The organism is Rubrobacter sp. M3-4, from assembly GCF_059772285.1.
Genome location: NZ_JCBAJP010000001.1, coordinates 76,224 through 90,192 on the forward strand (window position 1 = coordinate 76,224; position 13,969 = coordinate 90,192).

Sequence of the window (13,969 nt, forward strand, 5' to 3'; positions counted from 1 at the left end):
GTTCGCAAACCAGGGACCAATGCACGCATGAGGCATCATGCCTTCCGCCAAGGCTCCACGGGACACCTTCGTGGATCACTCGACCAGCAGCGGCGGGCCGGTTACCTCCATGCCGTGCTCGCGGAACAGCCCCTGCACTTCCTCGCGAGGCGAACCGCCATCCAGGCGCGCCAGCCCCGCGAAGAACGCCTCCATGCTCCCCGCGGGGCGGAACGCGATGAGCAGCCGCCCCGTTCCATCTCCGACGTGGGCCCAGACGTGAGGCATCTTCCGCGGCGCGAGGAGGGAGTCCCCCGGTCCGAGCTCGTAGCGCTCGTCCCCGATCTCTATCACGTAGGCGCCCTCGACGGCGTAGAACCACTCCTCCTGAGCGTGGTGCAGGTGCCGCGGTGGGCCTCCCGTCCGCGGGTTGGTGTTCTCGACGATCAGCAACTGCCCTTCGGTCCTGGCGGCGGGGACCTTGACGGACACGGACATCCCGCCGAGCACCCGGTAAGGTCCGCCCGGGGCGCTACCATCCGCCGGCAAGGTGTGACGGGGCATCAGCAGATCCTCGGCAGCGGGTCGCCGACGAGCATGTCGATCATTCGGGTGCCTCCAAATCCGGTATGCATCACGACCATGCGGGCGGGCTCTTCCTTCATCTCTCCGATGATCTCCGCCTCCTCACCACCCTCGACGGAGCGCAGCGCCTCCAGGGCGGCGTCGGCTACCTCGGGGGCGACGACCGCGAGCAGCTTGCCTTCGTTGGCGACGTACAGGGGGTCTATGCCTAAAATCTCGCACGCCCCCTGCACGACCTCGCGGATGGGGATGCGTTCCTCCCAGAGGACGACCCCGAGTCCTGAATCGCGGGCGAGTTCGTTGAGGACGGTCCCAACCCCGCCGCGCGTGGGATCGCGCATGAAGCGCAGGGCAGGTCCGGCGGCGCCTTTGAGCGCTTCGACGAGCGGGGTCAACGGCCGGGTGTCGGAGAGGATGTCCGCCTCGAGCTCGAGGTCGCCGCGGGCGATCAGGATCGCCGCCCCGTGGTCACCCAAGGTTCCGGAGCAGAGGATTCTGTCGCCGGGGCGTACGGAGGTCGCCGACAGCTCCAGCTCCGGGTCTGCGACGCCCACCCCCGTGGTGATCACGTAGAGCCCGTCCCCCTTGCCCCGCTCGACGACCTTGGTGTCCCCGGCGGCTATCGCGACCCCGGCCCGTTCGGCTGCGGCCGCCATCGCCCCGACCTCTCGCTCCAGCACCTCCGTGGCAAGCCCCTCCTCGACGATCAGGGCAGAGGAGAGCGCGAGCGGTGTGGCCCCGGAGACAGCCAGGTCGTTGACCGTACCGTTGACCGCCAGCTCCCCGATGGACCCGCCGGGGAACGAGAGCGGACGGACCACGAACGAGTCGGTGGTCAGAGCGAGCCGGGCTTCGCCGAAAGGCAGCACCGCCGCGTCGGAGAGGGGGGTAAGGGCCGGGTTCTCGAGCGCCGGGAGGAGCAGCCCCTCGATCAGCTTGTGGGTCGCCTTGCCTCCCGCCCCGTGGCTCATGTCTATGCGCGGGGCGTCGAAGCGCAGGCGCGGTCGTGTGCGCTGCCCGCTCATCTTCCCGCCCCCACCCGCTCACCGGTCTTCCGACCGAAGTTGTAGTAGGCGGCGCAGGCGCCTTCTGATGAGACCATCAGAGCTCCGAGGGGATGCTCCGGGGTACAGGCCGTCCCGAAGACCCGGCACTGGTGCGGCTTGAGGACACCTTTCAGGACCTCCCCGCACTGGCAGGCCTTCGGGTCTGCGACCCGCACCCCCGGCGTCTCGTAGCGGATCTCGGCGTCGAAATAGGAGTAGGCCTCGGAGATCTTGAGCGCCGACTGGGCGATGAACCCGAGCCCCCGCCACTCGAAGTACGGCCGGAGCTCGAAGACCTCGGCCATGGCCTCAAGAGCCTGCAGGTTTCCTTCCCAGGGGACGACCCGGGAGTACTGGTTCTCGACCTCGCAGCGCCCCTCGGCGAGCTGGCGCATGATCATGAGGATGGACTGCAGGATGTCCAGCGGTTCGAAGCCCGCCACCACGCACGGCGTGCCGTAGTCGGCGGCCATGAACTCGTAGGGGCGGCACCCGATCACGGTGGAGACGTGCCCGGGGCCGATGAACGCGTCGAGCCTGAGGTCCGGGGACTCGAGTAGCGCCCTTACCGGCGGGATGATGTTGACGTGGTTGCAGAAGACCGAGAAGTTCTCGATCCCCTCCTTCTTCGCCCGCTTGAGGGTGAGCGCGGTCGAGGGGGCGGTCGTCTCGAAGCCTATCGCGAAGAAGACGACCTCCCTCTCGGGGTTCTCGCGCGCGAGGCGCAAAGCGTCCAAAGGCGAGTAGACCATCCGGATGTCGGCGCCTTCGGCCTTCATCTCGATGAGGTTCCCTTTAGAGCCGGGGACCCGCATCATGTCCCCGAAGCAGGTGAAGATGACCTCGGGTCGCTCGGCGATCCTGATGCCGTCGTCGACCCGGCCCATCGGAAGCACGCACACCGGACATCCCGGGCCGTGCACGAGCTCTATCTGCTCGGGCAGGAGGTCTTTTATCCCGTGGCGGTAGATGGTGTGGGTATGCCCACCGCAGACCTCCATGATCTTGTAGTGTCTCTTCGGGTCGGTGATCGCGGCGATCTCCGCCGCCACCGCCCGCGCGAGATCGGCGTTGCGAAACTCCCGGGAGTACTTCACTTCTTCTCAGCCTCCTCGACTCTCCCTATGGCCACGCCTCCGTGCGCGAGCAAAACCTCGCCCACCCGCACCGGGGCGACCAGGTCGACGGCTATCTCTGCCCGGTTTCCGGCCCCGTCCTCGCAGAGGGCGTCATCCCCCTCGACGGAGACGACACGCACTGGAACTCCCGCGTCCGAGCACACCACACACCCGTCGTGGTCGAGGGTGCACGAGCCGGGCAGCGTCAGGTTCTTCTCCTCCATCACTCGATCCTCGAGGCCTTGAGCTCCCTGAGCTCCTGCTCGTAGGCGTCGCCGATGTCCTCGAGCGCCCTCAGGGTGGAGCTCGCCTCCGCCTCGTCTATCCTGGAGAGGGCGAAGCCCACGTGGATCAAAACCCAGTCCCCTACCTCTACCTTCCGCCCCTCTTCCTGCACGAGCCCGATGTTGATGTTCCTCTTCACCCCACCGACCTCGGCCTTGGCCAGCATCAGATCCTCGTCGACGATCTCCACCACCCGTCCTGGTATCCCCAGACACATAGCGCCTCCTATCCCTCGCTCTCCCTACAAACCGCATCGCCGAGCACCGCCTGCCCGAGCGAGATCCCTCCGTCGTTCGCCGGGACCCTGCGGTGAACGTAGACCGGAAAACCTTCCTCCTCCAGCAGCCCGACGGCCTGCCGCAGCAGCAGCATGTTCTGGAAGACCCCTCCGGAGAGGGCGACCGCCTCCGTTCCTCTCTCCTCGCGCAGCCGCCCGCAGACGGCCACGACGACCTCCGCGACCGTCCGGTGGAAACGCGCCGAGACCTCCGCCACCTCCCGGCCCACCGTCAGGTCTCCGACCACGCCCCGCATAATCTCCTCGGTCTCGACCACCCACCCGCCCGCCTCTTCGCGCAGCCGGAAGGGGTAGCCCCGCCGCGCCGGACCGGGAGCGGCCAGTTCCAGCTCCACGGCGGCCTGACCTTCATAGGTGGTGCGCCACGAGCCCGCAACCCCGCAGAGAGCGGCCACCGCGTCGAAGAGGCGCCCGGCGCTCGAGGTGGGCGGGGAGTTGACGCCCCGCTCGACCATCCGGGCGAGGAGGCGCACGTTGCGCTCGCCCGCCTCCCGCACCGCCGCGAACGGCATCCCCGCGGTCTCTTCCTCGCCGTAGAGCCCGATGAGGTGCGAGACGGCCATCCGCCACGGCTCCCTGACCGCCGCCGCCCCGCCGGGCATCGGGACGTACTCCAGGTGCGCGAGACGTTCGAAGCCCGCCTCGACGTTACCCTCGAAGAACTCTCCGCCCCAGATCGCGCCGTCGTCCCCGTAGCCGGTGCCGTCCAGGGCCACCCCGATCACACGCTCCGAAGCCGGCCTCCCGTTGTCCGCCAGGCAGCCCGCGACGTGAGCCCGGTGGTGCTGGACGCCGACCGCGGGCATCCCCTCCTCCTCGAGCTCCCGGGCGTACTTGGTCGAGAGGTACTCCGGGTGCAGATCGTAGACGATGAGCTCCGGTCTCACGTCGAAGAGCCGGCAGTAGTACTCGACCCCCTCCTCGAAGGAGCGCAGCGTCTCGTAGTTCTCCAGGTCGCCTATGTGATGGCTCATGAAGGCGTGGCTTCCTCTGGCGAGGCAGAAGGTGCTCTTGAGCTCCCCTCCGCAGGCGAGCAGCGGTCTCGAAAAGCCCTGCGTAACCGGAAGCGGCCGCGGCGCGTAGCCCCGGCTGCGCCGGATGGTGTAGACCTCCCCCCGGAAGACCCGCACCACCGAGTCGTCGCAGCGCGTGTGTATAGGCCGATCGTGGGTCAGGAAGAGGTCCGCGACCCCACAGAGGCGCTCCAGCGCGTCCTCGTCGCGGTAGGCTATCGGCTCGTCGGAGAGGTTCCCGCTCGTCATGACGAGCGGGATGCCCGCGTCGTCGAGGAGCAGGTGGTGCAGCGGAGTGTAGGCGAGCATGACGCCTAAAGTGTTCTGGCGCGGGGCCACATCCTCCGCGATCCCGCAACCCCGCAGGCGCTCCAGGAGGACGATCGGGCGGGCGGGGGAGATGAGTAATCCGGCCTCTTCGGGTGAGATCCGGCAGAGCCCTCGCGCCTGCGTGATGTCGCGCGCCATGAGCGCGAAGGGCTTGTCCTGGCGCACCTTGCGCGCCCGGAGGGTGCGCACCGCCCGCTCGTCGAAGGGGTCGCAGGCCAGATGGTAACCCCCGAGCCCCTTGACGGCGACGATCCTCCCGCTCCGCAGCGCCCGCGCGGCCTCCCTGATGGGGTCCTCCGCCTCGACCTCCGTCCCACTCGCGTCGAGCAGCCGCACCCGCGGCCCGCAGACCGGGCAGGCGTTCGGCTGGGCGTGGAAGCGCCTGTTCGACGGGTCCTCGTACTCCCGGCGGCACTCCGGACACATCGTGAAGCGGGCCATCGTGGTCGCCGCCCGGTCGTAGGGGACCGAGAGGGTTATCGTGAAGCGCGGCCCGCAGTCGGTGCAGTTCGTGAACGGGTAGCGGTGGCGGCGGTCCGCCGGGTCGAAGAGCTCTCTGAGGCACTCCCCACAGGTCGCGACGTCCGGGGAGACGAGGGCGGTGCGCTCCTCGCCCCCGCGGCTCTCCTCGATGCGAAAGCCGCGCTCGCCCCGCACCGGGAGGCTGCGCCAGGCGACGGCCTCGACCTCGGCGAGCGGAGGGGCCTCTTCCCTCAGCTCCCGCACGAAGCGCTCCAGCGCCTCGGGGGCGCCCTCGGCTTCGATGTAGACGCCTCCGGCGTCGTTGCGCACGAAGCCCGAGAGCGCGCATCTCCGGGCCAGCGCGTAGACGAAAGGTCTGAACCCAACGCCCTGCACGATCCCGCGCACCGCGACCTCCCGCCGCTCGGCGGAGGGCGTTCTCTGCGCCGCGGTCCCGCCCGTTCAGACCACCTCCTCTCCCTACATCGAGCGCATCTTGAGGTAGCGCCGAAGCTCCGGGAGCTGGACCAGCGTGAGCGCAGCGGCCCCCGCGAGCAGCCCGAGCAAGATCAGCTTGGCCCTCATCACCTCTCACCTCCTCGCCTCACGTTCTCCCCGTAGACCAGCTCGCGCGTGAGCGCCTCGACCATCTCCACGGCCTCCCGGAGCGCCGCCTCCACCGGCTCGCTGAGCCCCATCGCCATCTCTTCCGGGTCCTCCTCGCCCATGACCTTCTCCGGCTCGCATCCGACGACGAGCACCCGCGCCGGCGGGGCGCCCATCGCACGTGCCAGCCGCATCACCCGCACCGGGTCCATCCCGTGGGCGTCGAGGACGACCTCCCCCTCTTCTTCGATCCGCGGTTCGATCAGGTAGACCGTCCCCGGCTCCCCGCCCCGCGGTACCGCGTCGACGAAGATGATCGCCTCGTAGCCTTCCTGAAGAGCGTAGACGAGGTCCATCCCCCGGATCCCGAAATCCCCCACCTCCACGCCCTCCGGCAGCTCACGCTCCTCCAGCCGCTTCGCCACCTCGACCCCGAACCCGTCGTCGCCCAGGAAGACGTTCCCGACCCCGGCGACGAGGATGCGCTTAGAGACCACGATCGTTCTCCTCCAGCGGCACGAGCTCCTCCGGTGAGAAGAAGAACCGGTGACCGGGGACGCTCCGGTCCTCCCCGAGTTCCCTCCCCGGGTCGTCCTCCAGCGTCACCGCCACGTAGACCCGGCCTTCGTAGTCCCGCTCCACGGCCTCGACCCTGGCCACCCTGCCGGAGAGCACCAAATCCATCACGTCGCCGCCGGGCCCGGGCCGCAGCAAGACCCGCTTTCCGGGCCTCAACCCGGGCTCCCCGACGCCATCCCGTCCGCGGAGAGGATCCATTCCCCGTTCACCTCAGCATCCGGAACTCGCGGATCGCCCCGGAGAGCCGCATCAATTCCTCCGGCGAGAGCGACTCGCAGCGCTCCAGGATCTCGCGCACCCGAGGGTCGGTGGCCCGCACCTCTTCTTTCTCCTCGTCGGTGAGCGAGAGGACGTTCATGATGAGGAGCCGGTCTATCTCCGTCCCGTCGAAGAGGTCGCCGGGGCTCTCGGGGGCTATCTCCGGGTGGTCGTAGAGGATGATCGAGGAGGAGAGCACCGTGTCCCGCCGGCCCTTCTCCCCGACCAGCACGGGCCAGGTTTTCACGTTCTCGCAGCCTCCCGCCTCCTCCCGCAGCTCCGCCGGCGGGTCGGTCATCGAGACGAAACTCGCCCCGTCGGCCTCGAGCACCGCGTGCGCGGAGACGAAGGTGCGCCCGAGGACCTCCTCCCGCGTCCCCCCCGGCCACGAGGTCTCGTTGGCCAGGCGTGCGGTGAGCCGGTAGACATGTCCTCCCAGGTGCTCGGCCGAGGCCTCCAGCGTCCCCGAGAGCGACCGCCAGGTACGCATCAGCGCCCCCTCCGGCAGCTCCTCGATCACGCTCCCCGCCGGGATCTCGACGGCGGCCCGCTTGGGAAGCTCGAGCTCGTAGAGGCCGAACGGTCCCAGGACGATCTCACGCTCGGCCGCCTCCTCCCAGGAGAGGTGACGCTCCCCGCCAGAGACCAGTTCGTCAACGGGCTCCAGATCCCCCCTGACACGACGCAGCGCCTGACGCCAGACGACCTGCAGGAAGCGCACCCTCACCGTGAGTGCATCCCCGGCGTTCCCCAGCAGCAGACACTGGGTCTGCATGAACCAGGGGTCGTTCGTACCGGAGGTCTCGCTGTAGGCTCTGGGATAGAACCCGGCGAGCGTCCAGCGCTTGCGGTTCTTCAGGGCCGAGCGGCGATAGGGCCAGAGCACGTACCCTTCGTAGAGGACCGCGTCGGCGATCGCGCGCACCGGATCCACTAGCGCCCCACCCCTTCCTTCGCCCGGATGAGCGACTCTACCGTCTCCTCCCAGCTCAGGCACCCCTCCCTGACCCTGTAGGCATGGAGCCGCTCGAAGACGTCGCGGCGCAGCCGCAGCCAGGCGCTGTCGTGGAAGTGGTGCTCGATCATCTCCCTCCAAACCCCGACCGGCATCCCGAAGCGCGCTTCCTTCTCCCAGGAGATCCTGGAGGCCTGCAGCCGGCCATCCTCCGCTTCGTAGAAGACCGTCCCGCTGAACAGGAACTCGAGCGGCACCTCCCCACCTTCCAGGGCGCTGAAGTACCTGGCCGCCGCGACCTCTAGGTCGTAGGTGCACACGACGGGCATCTCCACCACCGTGCTCCCGGAGAACGGCGGGACCTGCAGCGAGGTCCGGGTCCACAGGAGGCTCCTGAGCGTCGTACTCCAGCGCCGGCTCTCGCCGAAGAGCCCCAGGAGCCGTTCTTGCTCCGCCTCCGCGTAGCGCCGCCCGGCGGCGTCTATTCGCACCTGCACGTCGAGGACGACCGAGCGTACCGGCTGTCCGCGGCTCTCGATGCGCAGGTCGAAAGAGAGCGTCGGGACGGCGGCGAACCGCACCGCCTCCACCCCCTCGACCGCGAACTCCAGGTCGGGGCCGGCGTAAGCTCCCCGAGAGGACCGGCCGCCCGTGTCTCGAACCGTCCCCACTACGCCGGTGAGAGGTTCGGGCTCGAGGGGTCTATCGGGTTGCGCGAGGCCGGGTTGATCCCGGTCGAGCGCTCCGCGGTGGACCGCCCACCCGGCAGATGTCCCGGCATCTTCTCGTAACCCCCGGGCTCGTTGCCCTGCCTTATGCCCTTCAGGTGCGCCATCTTGTCCGGCCGCACGTCGGCCTTCCCCACCCTGAGCCTTCCCATCTACGCTCCTCCTTCCCCGCCCACGACAACGCTCCTCTCCCGCAGATCCTCGAAGAACGCCCCTATCTCCCGCCACAGCTCCTGCCCGCCCGAGAACCCTCTCCAGCGCGTGCGGATCACACCGACCAGCCGGTAGCAGTCGTCGACCGGCACCAGATAGTGCTCCCTCGCCCCGCGGGTCCGGTTGACGAGCAGAGCCTCCACGTCCTCTTCCATCTCCCGGAGCACGGGGTTCTCGCGCTCCATCTCCTCCCAGTCCCCGAGCTCTAGCAAGGACTCCGTCGCCCCCATCGGTCCCGGGTAGAACGCGACCACCCTCCCGGCGGGGGTGCTGTGAAAGAAGAACGCCATCTCCACCGGGAGGCGCAGGCTCTCCCAGCGGGCATCGTCCAGCCGGAACCCCTCCAAATAGAGCCGGCGCTCCGGGATGAGCCGGTAGCGGCCCTCGCTGGCCTCCCTCCTGTGGAACAGGATCGAGCACGCCCGACAGACGCACACGACCTCCCGGCTGGCGACGTTGAGGAGGTGCCGGTGCTCGGGCGCTATCGGCTCGCCGCACAGCTCGCAGCGCTCCTCCGCCTCCTCCCGCCTCCCCGCAGGTTCCTCGCGGGCGAAGCCCCGCAGCGCGGAGAAGGCGGCGTAGGCACCCCCGCCGCCGTACCCGCCCACTCCCTACACACCCCCCGCGACCGCGACCCGCACCCCGCCCGCGCCCCCGAGGAGCGGCACCGGCTCGAGATGCAACTCCTGCTCCCCCCGGCACCTGCCCGCCCGGCGCGCGTCGTAGCGGCGGGAGCAGCCGGGGCAGACGATCTCACCGCCCTCCAGAGTACCGCCTTCCAGGGGACCCCCGCACCCCGGGCAGAGGTCGCGGTAAGCGTACAGCCCTTCTCCGAGCGCCGCGAAGAGCACCCGCTCCCCGCCGACCTCCCGCACCAGCGTCCCTCCGGGTGGCACCGGAAGCTCTCCGAGCTCCGTCCAGCGCGGACCGCCACCGTCCGGGCGCCCTCTCCTGCGCAACGTCGGGCCGGCGACGAACGCCGGGCGCGGCCCGGCGGCGCCCTCCGCCTCCACCCTCTCCAGATCGGGTGCGGCCCGCATCACGGCCTCCTCTATCGCGAGCTTCAGGGTGGCGGTGGAGGAGGGACAGCCGTCGCAGCTTCCCTCCATCCTGACGCGCGCCACACCGTCCTCCACGCCGAGGAGCTCGACGTCGCCGCCGTGGGAGCGCAGGTAGGGGCGCACCTCCTCGAGCGCCCGCTCGACCCGCTCCTCGATGCCAAGCGGGTGCAACCCGTGCAGGATGAGGAGGTGCGAGACGAGCTCGTCGGCGGTGAACGCCTCGAAGAGGGCCTCCCTTCCGGTGCTCCGGGCCACCGCCTCCATGATGCGCGCGAGGGCCTCGCCGTAGAGCTCGAGCAGCACCCCGACCATCTCGGCGGTCTTCTCCCGGGCCCGCGGGTCTTCGAGCGTCTCCACCTCGGCGAGCAGGGCTTCGACCCGCCCGACCCGCTCGCGCACCTCTTCTTCGCCCAGGAGCATCGCCTACACGTCCCCGCCGAGCTGGGGGGAGTGAACCTTCTTCAGAACCTTACCCGCCCCGAGGTACATGTGCACCCCGCAGGGGAGGCACGGGTCGAAGGAGCGCACCGCCCGCATGATGTCTATCCCCTTGAAGTCGTCCGGGCCGTTCTCCTCGAAGATCGGGGATCCCATCACCGCGTCCTCGTAGGGGCCGGGGGTGCCGTAGGAGTCGGTGGGGCTCCCGTTCCAGGGGGTGGGCGGGTAGGGGTGGTAGTTGGCGATCTTGCCGTCCCGGATCACCAGGTGGTGCGAGAGCACCCCGCGCACGGCTTCGTGGAAGCCGCACCCGATGCCCTCCTCGGGCACCTCGAAGTCCTCGAAGACCTTGGTCTCCCCGGCGTGCACCAGCCCCAGGGCCTTCTCGACGAAGTAGACCGCGGCGGCCGCCGAGTATGCGATGAAGTAGATGCGGGCCCTGTCACGCTCGATGGCGTTGGACCACCGCGGGATCTTCCACTCGAAGCGCGTCTCGGGCGTAGCGGCGGTCTTGGGCAGCGTGATCTCGACGCTCTCCCCCGTGGCCCGCACGCCGGCCCCGAAGGAGGACCGGATGTCCACCAGCCCCGCGAGCGCCGTCGCCCACAGCCTGGCGAGCGCTCCGCCGCCGGTGTCCAGCGCTAGGTGGTCCCCGGTGCGCCGGTCGTACCAGCGGGGGCTCATCACCCAGCTGTACGGACCCTTCTCCAGGTCGCGCCTCTGGGGCTTGGGGATCGTGGTCTGGTTCCAGGGGTGCCGCCGGTCGACCGGGTTGCCCAGCGGGTCGCGCTCGACGAACGTCTCCTCGTTCTCCCAGTCCTCGTAGTAGGAGGAGCCGAGCAGGATGCGTATCCCGAGGTTTATGTCGACCAGAGCGGTCGTGACGAGCTCGCCATCGACGACCACGCCGGGCGTGACGAACATCGCCCTGCCCCACTCGTTCATCGTCTGGTAGCGGTAGTCGCAGACGCCCGGGTCCTGGAAAGACCCCCAGCAGCCGAGCAAAACGCGCCTCCTGCCGACCTCCTCGTAGCCCGGCAGGGCTTCGTAGAAGAAGTCGAAGACGTCGTCGTTGGCCGGCACGATCTTCTTGACCCAGTCCATGAAGCGCATCAGGCGGGTCAGGTAGTCGGTGAAGAGCTGCGGGGTGGCCACCGTTCCGACGCCGCCGGGGTAGAGCGTGGAGGGGTGAACGTGACGCCCCTCCATAAGGCAGAACATCTCACGCGTCAGGCGGGCCATCTGCAGCGCCTCTTTGTACAGATCTCCGGTGAACGGGTTGAAGGCGCGCATGATGTCCGCGATCGTGCGGTAGCCGTGGACGTCGGCGTGGGGGGCCTCGGTCTGCTCGGCCCGCCGCAGCAGGCCGGGGTTGGTCTCACGTACGAGCTGCTCGCAGAAGTCGACGAAGACCAGGTTGTCCTGGAAGATGCAATGGTCGAACATGTACTCGGCGGCCTCGCCGAGGTTGACGATCCATTCTGCCAGAGGCGGCGGCTTGACCCCGTAGGCCATCTGCTGGGCGTAGCAGGAGCAGGTGGCGTGGTTGTCGCCGCAGATGCCGCAGATGCGGCTGGTGATGAAGTGCGAGTCGCGTGGGTCCTTGCCCTTCATGAAGACGCTGTAGCCGCGGAAGATGGAGGAGGTGCTCTTGCACTCGACCACCTCGCGGTTGTCGAAGTCTATCTTGGTGTAGATGCCGAGGTTGCCGACGATCCGCGTGATCGGGTCCCACGACATCTCGACCAGGTTCCTGGCCTGCTGCGGAACCTCTTCCCGGATGGCCATCTCCTACCCTCCTCCTTCCTCTACCGCGGCCAGCGCGGGTTGTAGCCGGTGGTGAGCTCTCCCCTGTTGTGGCGCCACCTGGGCTCTTTGTTCACCGTCCTGTTGGTGATGCTCCTGAGGCGCCGGATCATGGCGCCGTAGGCCTGGGTGAAACTCGAGGAGACGGTCCCGCCGGGCGGCTGGTCCATGAACGGCATGAACTTGTCCGGGAATCCGGGCATCGTGCACCCGATGCAGATGCCGCCCACGTTGGGGCATCCCCCGATCCCGTCCATCCATCCCCTCTTGGTCACGTTGCAGTTGACGACCGGCCCCCAGCACCCTATCTTCACCTGGCACTTGGGCGAGTTGTAGTCGAGCGCGAAGTCGCCCTGCTCGTAGTATCCGGCCCTGTCACACCCCTCGTGCACGGTCTTCCCGAAGAGCCAGGTGGGCCGCAGCTGCTCGTCCAGCGGGATCATCGGCGCGAGCCCCGCCGCCTGATACAGCAGCCAGGTCACCGTCTCCATGAAGTTGTCCGGCTGCACCGGACAGCCCGGAACGTTGACGATGGGTATCCCGCCAGCGGAGCGGAAGTCCCACCCGAGATAGTCCGCGAGCCCCATGCACCCGGTGGGGTTGCCGGCCATCGCGTGGATCCCGCCGTAGGCGGCGCAGGTTCCGGCCGCGACAACCGCCCACGCTTTCGGGGCGAGCCGGTCGATCCACCAGTTGATCGTCAGCGGCTCACCTGTGGCCGGGTCGTTGCCGAAGGACGTCCAGTAGCCCTCCCCGTTTATGTTCTCGTTGGGGATGGAACCCTCTATGACGAGCACGAAGGGCGCCCCGAGCTCGTCGTCGAGCGCCTGCCTGAAGGGCCGGAGAAACTCCTCTCCGCCCAGGGAGTGGTGCAGGACCTTGTTGTGGAGGTGTACCTTCGGCAACCCGGGGATGTTACCCAGCACGACGTCCTCGAGGCTCGGAAGCGTCGCCGCCGTGATGGAGACCGAGTCCCCGTCACAGCTCATCCCCTCCGAGATCCAGAGTATGTAAACCTCCTCGACCCCGCCGTTCTCGCTCACAAGCTCTCCTCCTTCATCCAGCCTCGACCCGGACGCCCAACACGCCCGGAAAGCTCACCCCACAAAGCCTGATGCATCACCGGATGCGTCTCGCTTTGGTATCTTATTCGCTCGAAACTGGAGTGTCAAGAGCGGGCGGCGGGAGACGCTCTTCGAGCCAGGAGCAGAACGCACCGACACCCGCGCCGGTGCGGGCGCTGGTGAGGATGTGGGGTGCGGTGGGGTTGACGGCCTTCAGGTAGCCGAGGAACTTCTCCAGGTCGAAGTCCAGGTGGTCGAGGAGGTCGATCTTGTTGACCAGCACCAGGTCCGCGGTGCGGAACATCAGGGGGTACTTGAGCGGCTTCTCTTCCCCCTCGGTCACCGAGAAGACCATGACCCGCGCGTCCTCGCCGACCCGGAACTCGGCCGGGCAGACCAGGTTGCCCACGTTCTCGATGAGGAGGAGGTCGATCTCTTCCAGCGGCAGCTCGGGCAGCGCGGAGCGGACCATGTTGGCGTCCAGGTGGCACTCGCCGCCGAAGCCGGGGTCGGTGTTGACCTGTACGATAGGGACATGGAAGCGGGCGAGCCGTTCGGCGTCCAGCGTGGTCTGCACGTCGCCCTCCAGGATGCCGGTGCGGAGTGTGGCGCGCAGCCGCTCCAGCACGCGCTCCAGCAGCGCGGTCTTCCCGGCGCCGGGGGAGCTCATCACGTTGATCACATACGTCCCGGCCTCATCGAACCTCTCGCGGTTGGCGCGGGCGAGGGCGTCGTTGGCGTCGAGCACGTTCTCCCGGACGACCTGTCTGACCTTCGTGCGGTGCATGCGCTACGCCTCCTCCAGCTCGAGGTACTCCACCAGAAGTTCCTCCCCGGCGGTGATCTCCAGGTCCAACCCCCCGCACTCCCCGCACCGCAGCGGGAACCCTTCCAGGGTACTCTCGGCCCCGCAGGAGCGGCACCATCCCACGGCCGGGACCGTCTCCACCTCGAGCTCCGCCCCCTCGACCGGCGTCCCCTGCGCCACGAGACCGAACCCGAACGCGAGCGCGGAGGGCACCACCTGCCGCAGATGCCCGACCTTGACGTGCACCTTCGTCACCCGCCGCCCCTCCGCCTGCCGCCCGGCGACCTGGACGATGGCGTCGGCTATCGAGAGCTCGTGCAAGCGGCTCCTCTCCCGA

At 68.7% G+C, this 13,969-nt stretch carries 18 protein-coding genes; all 18 read right to left on the bottom strand.

Annotated features, from left to right (window positions below; genetic code table 11):
* Positions 1 to 75: 75 nt before the first annotated feature.
* The gene (locus AC6EKW_RS00365; RefSeq protein WP_498513354.1) at positions 76 to 543 is read right to left on the bottom strand and encodes a cupin domain-containing protein; all 468 of its coding nucleotides are present in this window, start codon (positions 541 to 543) and stop codon (positions 76 to 78) included.
* The gene (gene hypE, locus AC6EKW_RS00370) at positions 543 to 1,589 is read right to left on the bottom strand and encodes a hydrogenase expression/formation protein HypE (RefSeq protein WP_498513355.1); all 1,047 of its coding nucleotides are present in this window, start codon (positions 1,587 to 1,589) and stop codon (positions 543 to 545) included. The genes AC6EKW_RS00365 and hypE overlap by 1 nt, the downstream gene beginning before the upstream one ends.
* Positions 1,586 to 2,707 carry a hydrogenase formation protein HypD gene (gene hypD / locus AC6EKW_RS00375; RefSeq protein ID WP_498513356.1) on the bottom strand — a complete coding sequence of 374 codons (1,122 nt, stop codon included), beginning with the start codon at positions 2,705 to 2,707 and terminating at the stop codon, positions 1,586 to 1,588. Before hypD ends, hypE begins: the two co-directional genes overlap by 4 nt.
* Positions 2,704 to 2,952 carry a HypC/HybG/HupF family hydrogenase formation chaperone gene (locus AC6EKW_RS00380; RefSeq protein ID WP_273889414.1) on the bottom strand — a complete coding sequence of 83 codons (249 nt, stop codon included), beginning with the start codon at positions 2,950 to 2,952 and terminating at the stop codon, positions 2,704 to 2,706. The genes hypD and AC6EKW_RS00380 overlap by 4 nt, the downstream gene beginning before the upstream one ends.
* Positions 2,952 to 3,230, bottom strand: a complete 279-nt coding sequence (locus AC6EKW_RS00385) for a HypC/HybG/HupF family hydrogenase formation chaperone (protein ID WP_273889415.1) — start codon at positions 3,228 to 3,230, stop codon at positions 2,952 to 2,954. The genes AC6EKW_RS00380 and AC6EKW_RS00385 overlap by 1 nt, the downstream gene beginning before the upstream one ends.
* Before the next feature lie 8 nt (positions 3,231 to 3,238).
* Positions 3,239 to 5,524: a carbamoyltransferase HypF gene (gene hypF, locus AC6EKW_RS00390; protein WP_498513357.1), complete on the bottom strand. Its 2,286-nt coding sequence runs from the start codon at positions 5,522 to 5,524 to the stop codon at positions 3,239 to 3,241.
* A 72-nt stretch (positions 5,525 to 5,596) separates the two neighbouring features.
* Positions 5,597 to 5,701, bottom strand: coding sequence for a DUF6893 family small protein (locus AC6EKW_RS00395; protein ID WP_420542105.1), 105 nt, complete (start codon positions 5,699 to 5,701; stop codon positions 5,597 to 5,599).
* Complete coding sequence (locus AC6EKW_RS00400; RefSeq protein WP_498513358.1) at positions 5,701 to 6,219, bottom strand: hydrogenase maturation protease; 519 nt, start codon at positions 6,217 to 6,219, stop codon at positions 5,701 to 5,703. The genes AC6EKW_RS00395 and AC6EKW_RS00400 overlap by 1 nt, the downstream gene beginning before the upstream one ends.
* Positions 6,209 to 6,457, bottom strand: a complete 249-nt coding sequence (locus AC6EKW_RS00405) for a hypothetical protein (RefSeq protein WP_273889418.1) — start codon at positions 6,455 to 6,457, stop codon at positions 6,209 to 6,211. Before AC6EKW_RS00405 ends, AC6EKW_RS00400 begins: the two co-directional genes overlap by 11 nt.
* 49 nt (positions 6,458 to 6,506) lie before the next feature.
* On the bottom strand, positions 6,507 to 7,493 hold the full coding sequence (locus AC6EKW_RS00410; RefSeq protein ID WP_498513359.1) for a hypothetical protein: 987 nt from the start codon (positions 7,491 to 7,493) through the stop codon (positions 6,507 to 6,509).
* Positions 7,493 to 8,185 carry a DUF6084 family protein gene (locus AC6EKW_RS00415; protein WP_498513360.1) on the bottom strand — a complete coding sequence of 231 codons (693 nt, stop codon included), beginning with the start codon at positions 8,183 to 8,185 and terminating at the stop codon, positions 7,493 to 7,495. Before AC6EKW_RS00415 ends, AC6EKW_RS00410 begins: the two co-directional genes overlap by 1 nt.
* Positions 8,185 to 8,394, bottom strand: coding sequence for a hypothetical protein (locus AC6EKW_RS00420; RefSeq protein ID WP_498513361.1), 210 nt, complete (start codon positions 8,392 to 8,394; stop codon positions 8,185 to 8,187). Before AC6EKW_RS00420 ends, AC6EKW_RS00415 begins: the two co-directional genes overlap by 1 nt.
* Positions 8,395 to 9,063, bottom strand: coding sequence for a DUF5947 family protein (locus AC6EKW_RS00425; RefSeq protein ID WP_498513362.1), 669 nt, complete (start codon positions 9,061 to 9,063; stop codon positions 8,395 to 8,397).
* A 3-nt stretch (positions 9,064 to 9,066) separates the two neighbouring features.
* A complete protein-coding gene (locus AC6EKW_RS00430) occupies positions 9,067 to 9,936 on the bottom strand; it encodes a NifU family protein (protein WP_498513363.1) in 870 nt (289 codons plus the stop codon).
* A gap of 3 nt (positions 9,937 to 9,939) precedes the next feature.
* On the bottom strand, positions 9,940 to 11,742 hold the full coding sequence (locus tag AC6EKW_RS00435) for a nickel-dependent hydrogenase large subunit (protein ID WP_498513364.1): 1,803 nt from the start codon (positions 11,740 to 11,742) through the stop codon (positions 9,940 to 9,942).
* Positions 11,743 to 11,762: 20 nt separating this feature from the next.
* The gene (locus AC6EKW_RS00440) at positions 11,763 to 12,749 is read right to left on the bottom strand and encodes an NADH-quinone oxidoreductase subunit B family protein (RefSeq protein ID WP_420542054.1); all 987 of its coding nucleotides are present in this window, start codon (positions 12,747 to 12,749) and stop codon (positions 11,763 to 11,765) included.
* 157 nt (positions 12,750 to 12,906) lie between these two features.
* Positions 12,907 to 13,611 (bottom strand): hydrogenase nickel incorporation protein HypB, encoded by a 705-nt coding sequence (gene hypB / locus AC6EKW_RS00445; RefSeq protein WP_273888109.1) that lies wholly within the window; start codon positions 13,609 to 13,611, stop codon positions 12,907 to 12,909.
* Positions 13,612 to 13,614: 3 nt separating this feature from the next.
* Positions 13,615 to 13,953, bottom strand: coding sequence for a hydrogenase maturation nickel metallochaperone HypA/HybF (locus tag AC6EKW_RS00450; protein ID WP_273888110.1), 339 nt, complete (start codon positions 13,951 to 13,953; stop codon positions 13,615 to 13,617).
* Positions 13,954 to 13,969: the final 16 nt, after the last annotated feature.

Coding starts and splice junctions, on each gene's coding strand:
- AC6EKW_RS00365 (WP_498513354.1), bottom strand. CDS start 543: ATGCCCCGTCACACCTTGCCGGCGGATGGTAGCGCCCCGGGCGGACCT.
- hypE (WP_498513355.1), bottom strand. CDS start 1,589: ATGAGCGGGCAGCGCACACGACCGCGCCTGCGCTTCGACGCCCCGCGC.
- AC6EKW_RS00380 (WP_273889414.1), bottom strand. CDS start 2,952: ATGGAGGAGAAGAACCTGACGCTGCCCGGCTCGTGCACCCTCGACCAC.
- AC6EKW_RS00385 (WP_273889415.1), bottom strand. CDS start 3,230: ATGTGTCTGGGGATACCAGGACGGGTGGTGGAGATCGTCGACGAGGAT.
- AC6EKW_RS00395 (WP_420542105.1), bottom strand. CDS start 5,701: ATGAGGGCCAAGCTGATCTTGCTCGGGCTGCTCGCGGGGGCCGCTGCG.
- AC6EKW_RS00420 (WP_498513361.1), bottom strand. CDS start 8,394: ATGGGAAGGCTCAGGGTGGGGAAGGCCGACGTGCGGCCGGACAAGATG.
- AC6EKW_RS00430 (WP_498513363.1), bottom strand. CDS start 9,936: ATGCTCCTGGGCGAAGAAGAGGTGCGCGAGCGGGTCGGGCGGGTCGAA.
- AC6EKW_RS00435 (WP_498513364.1), bottom strand. CDS start 11,742: ATGGCCATCCGGGAAGAGGTTCCGCAGCAGGCCAGGAACCTGGTCGAG.
- AC6EKW_RS00440 (WP_420542054.1), bottom strand. CDS start 12,749: ATGAGCTGTGACGGGGACTCGGTCTCCATCACGGCGGCGACGCTTCCG.
- hypB (WP_273888109.1), bottom strand. CDS start 13,611: ATGCACCGCACGAAGGTCAGACAGGTCGTCCGGGAGAACGTGCTCGAC.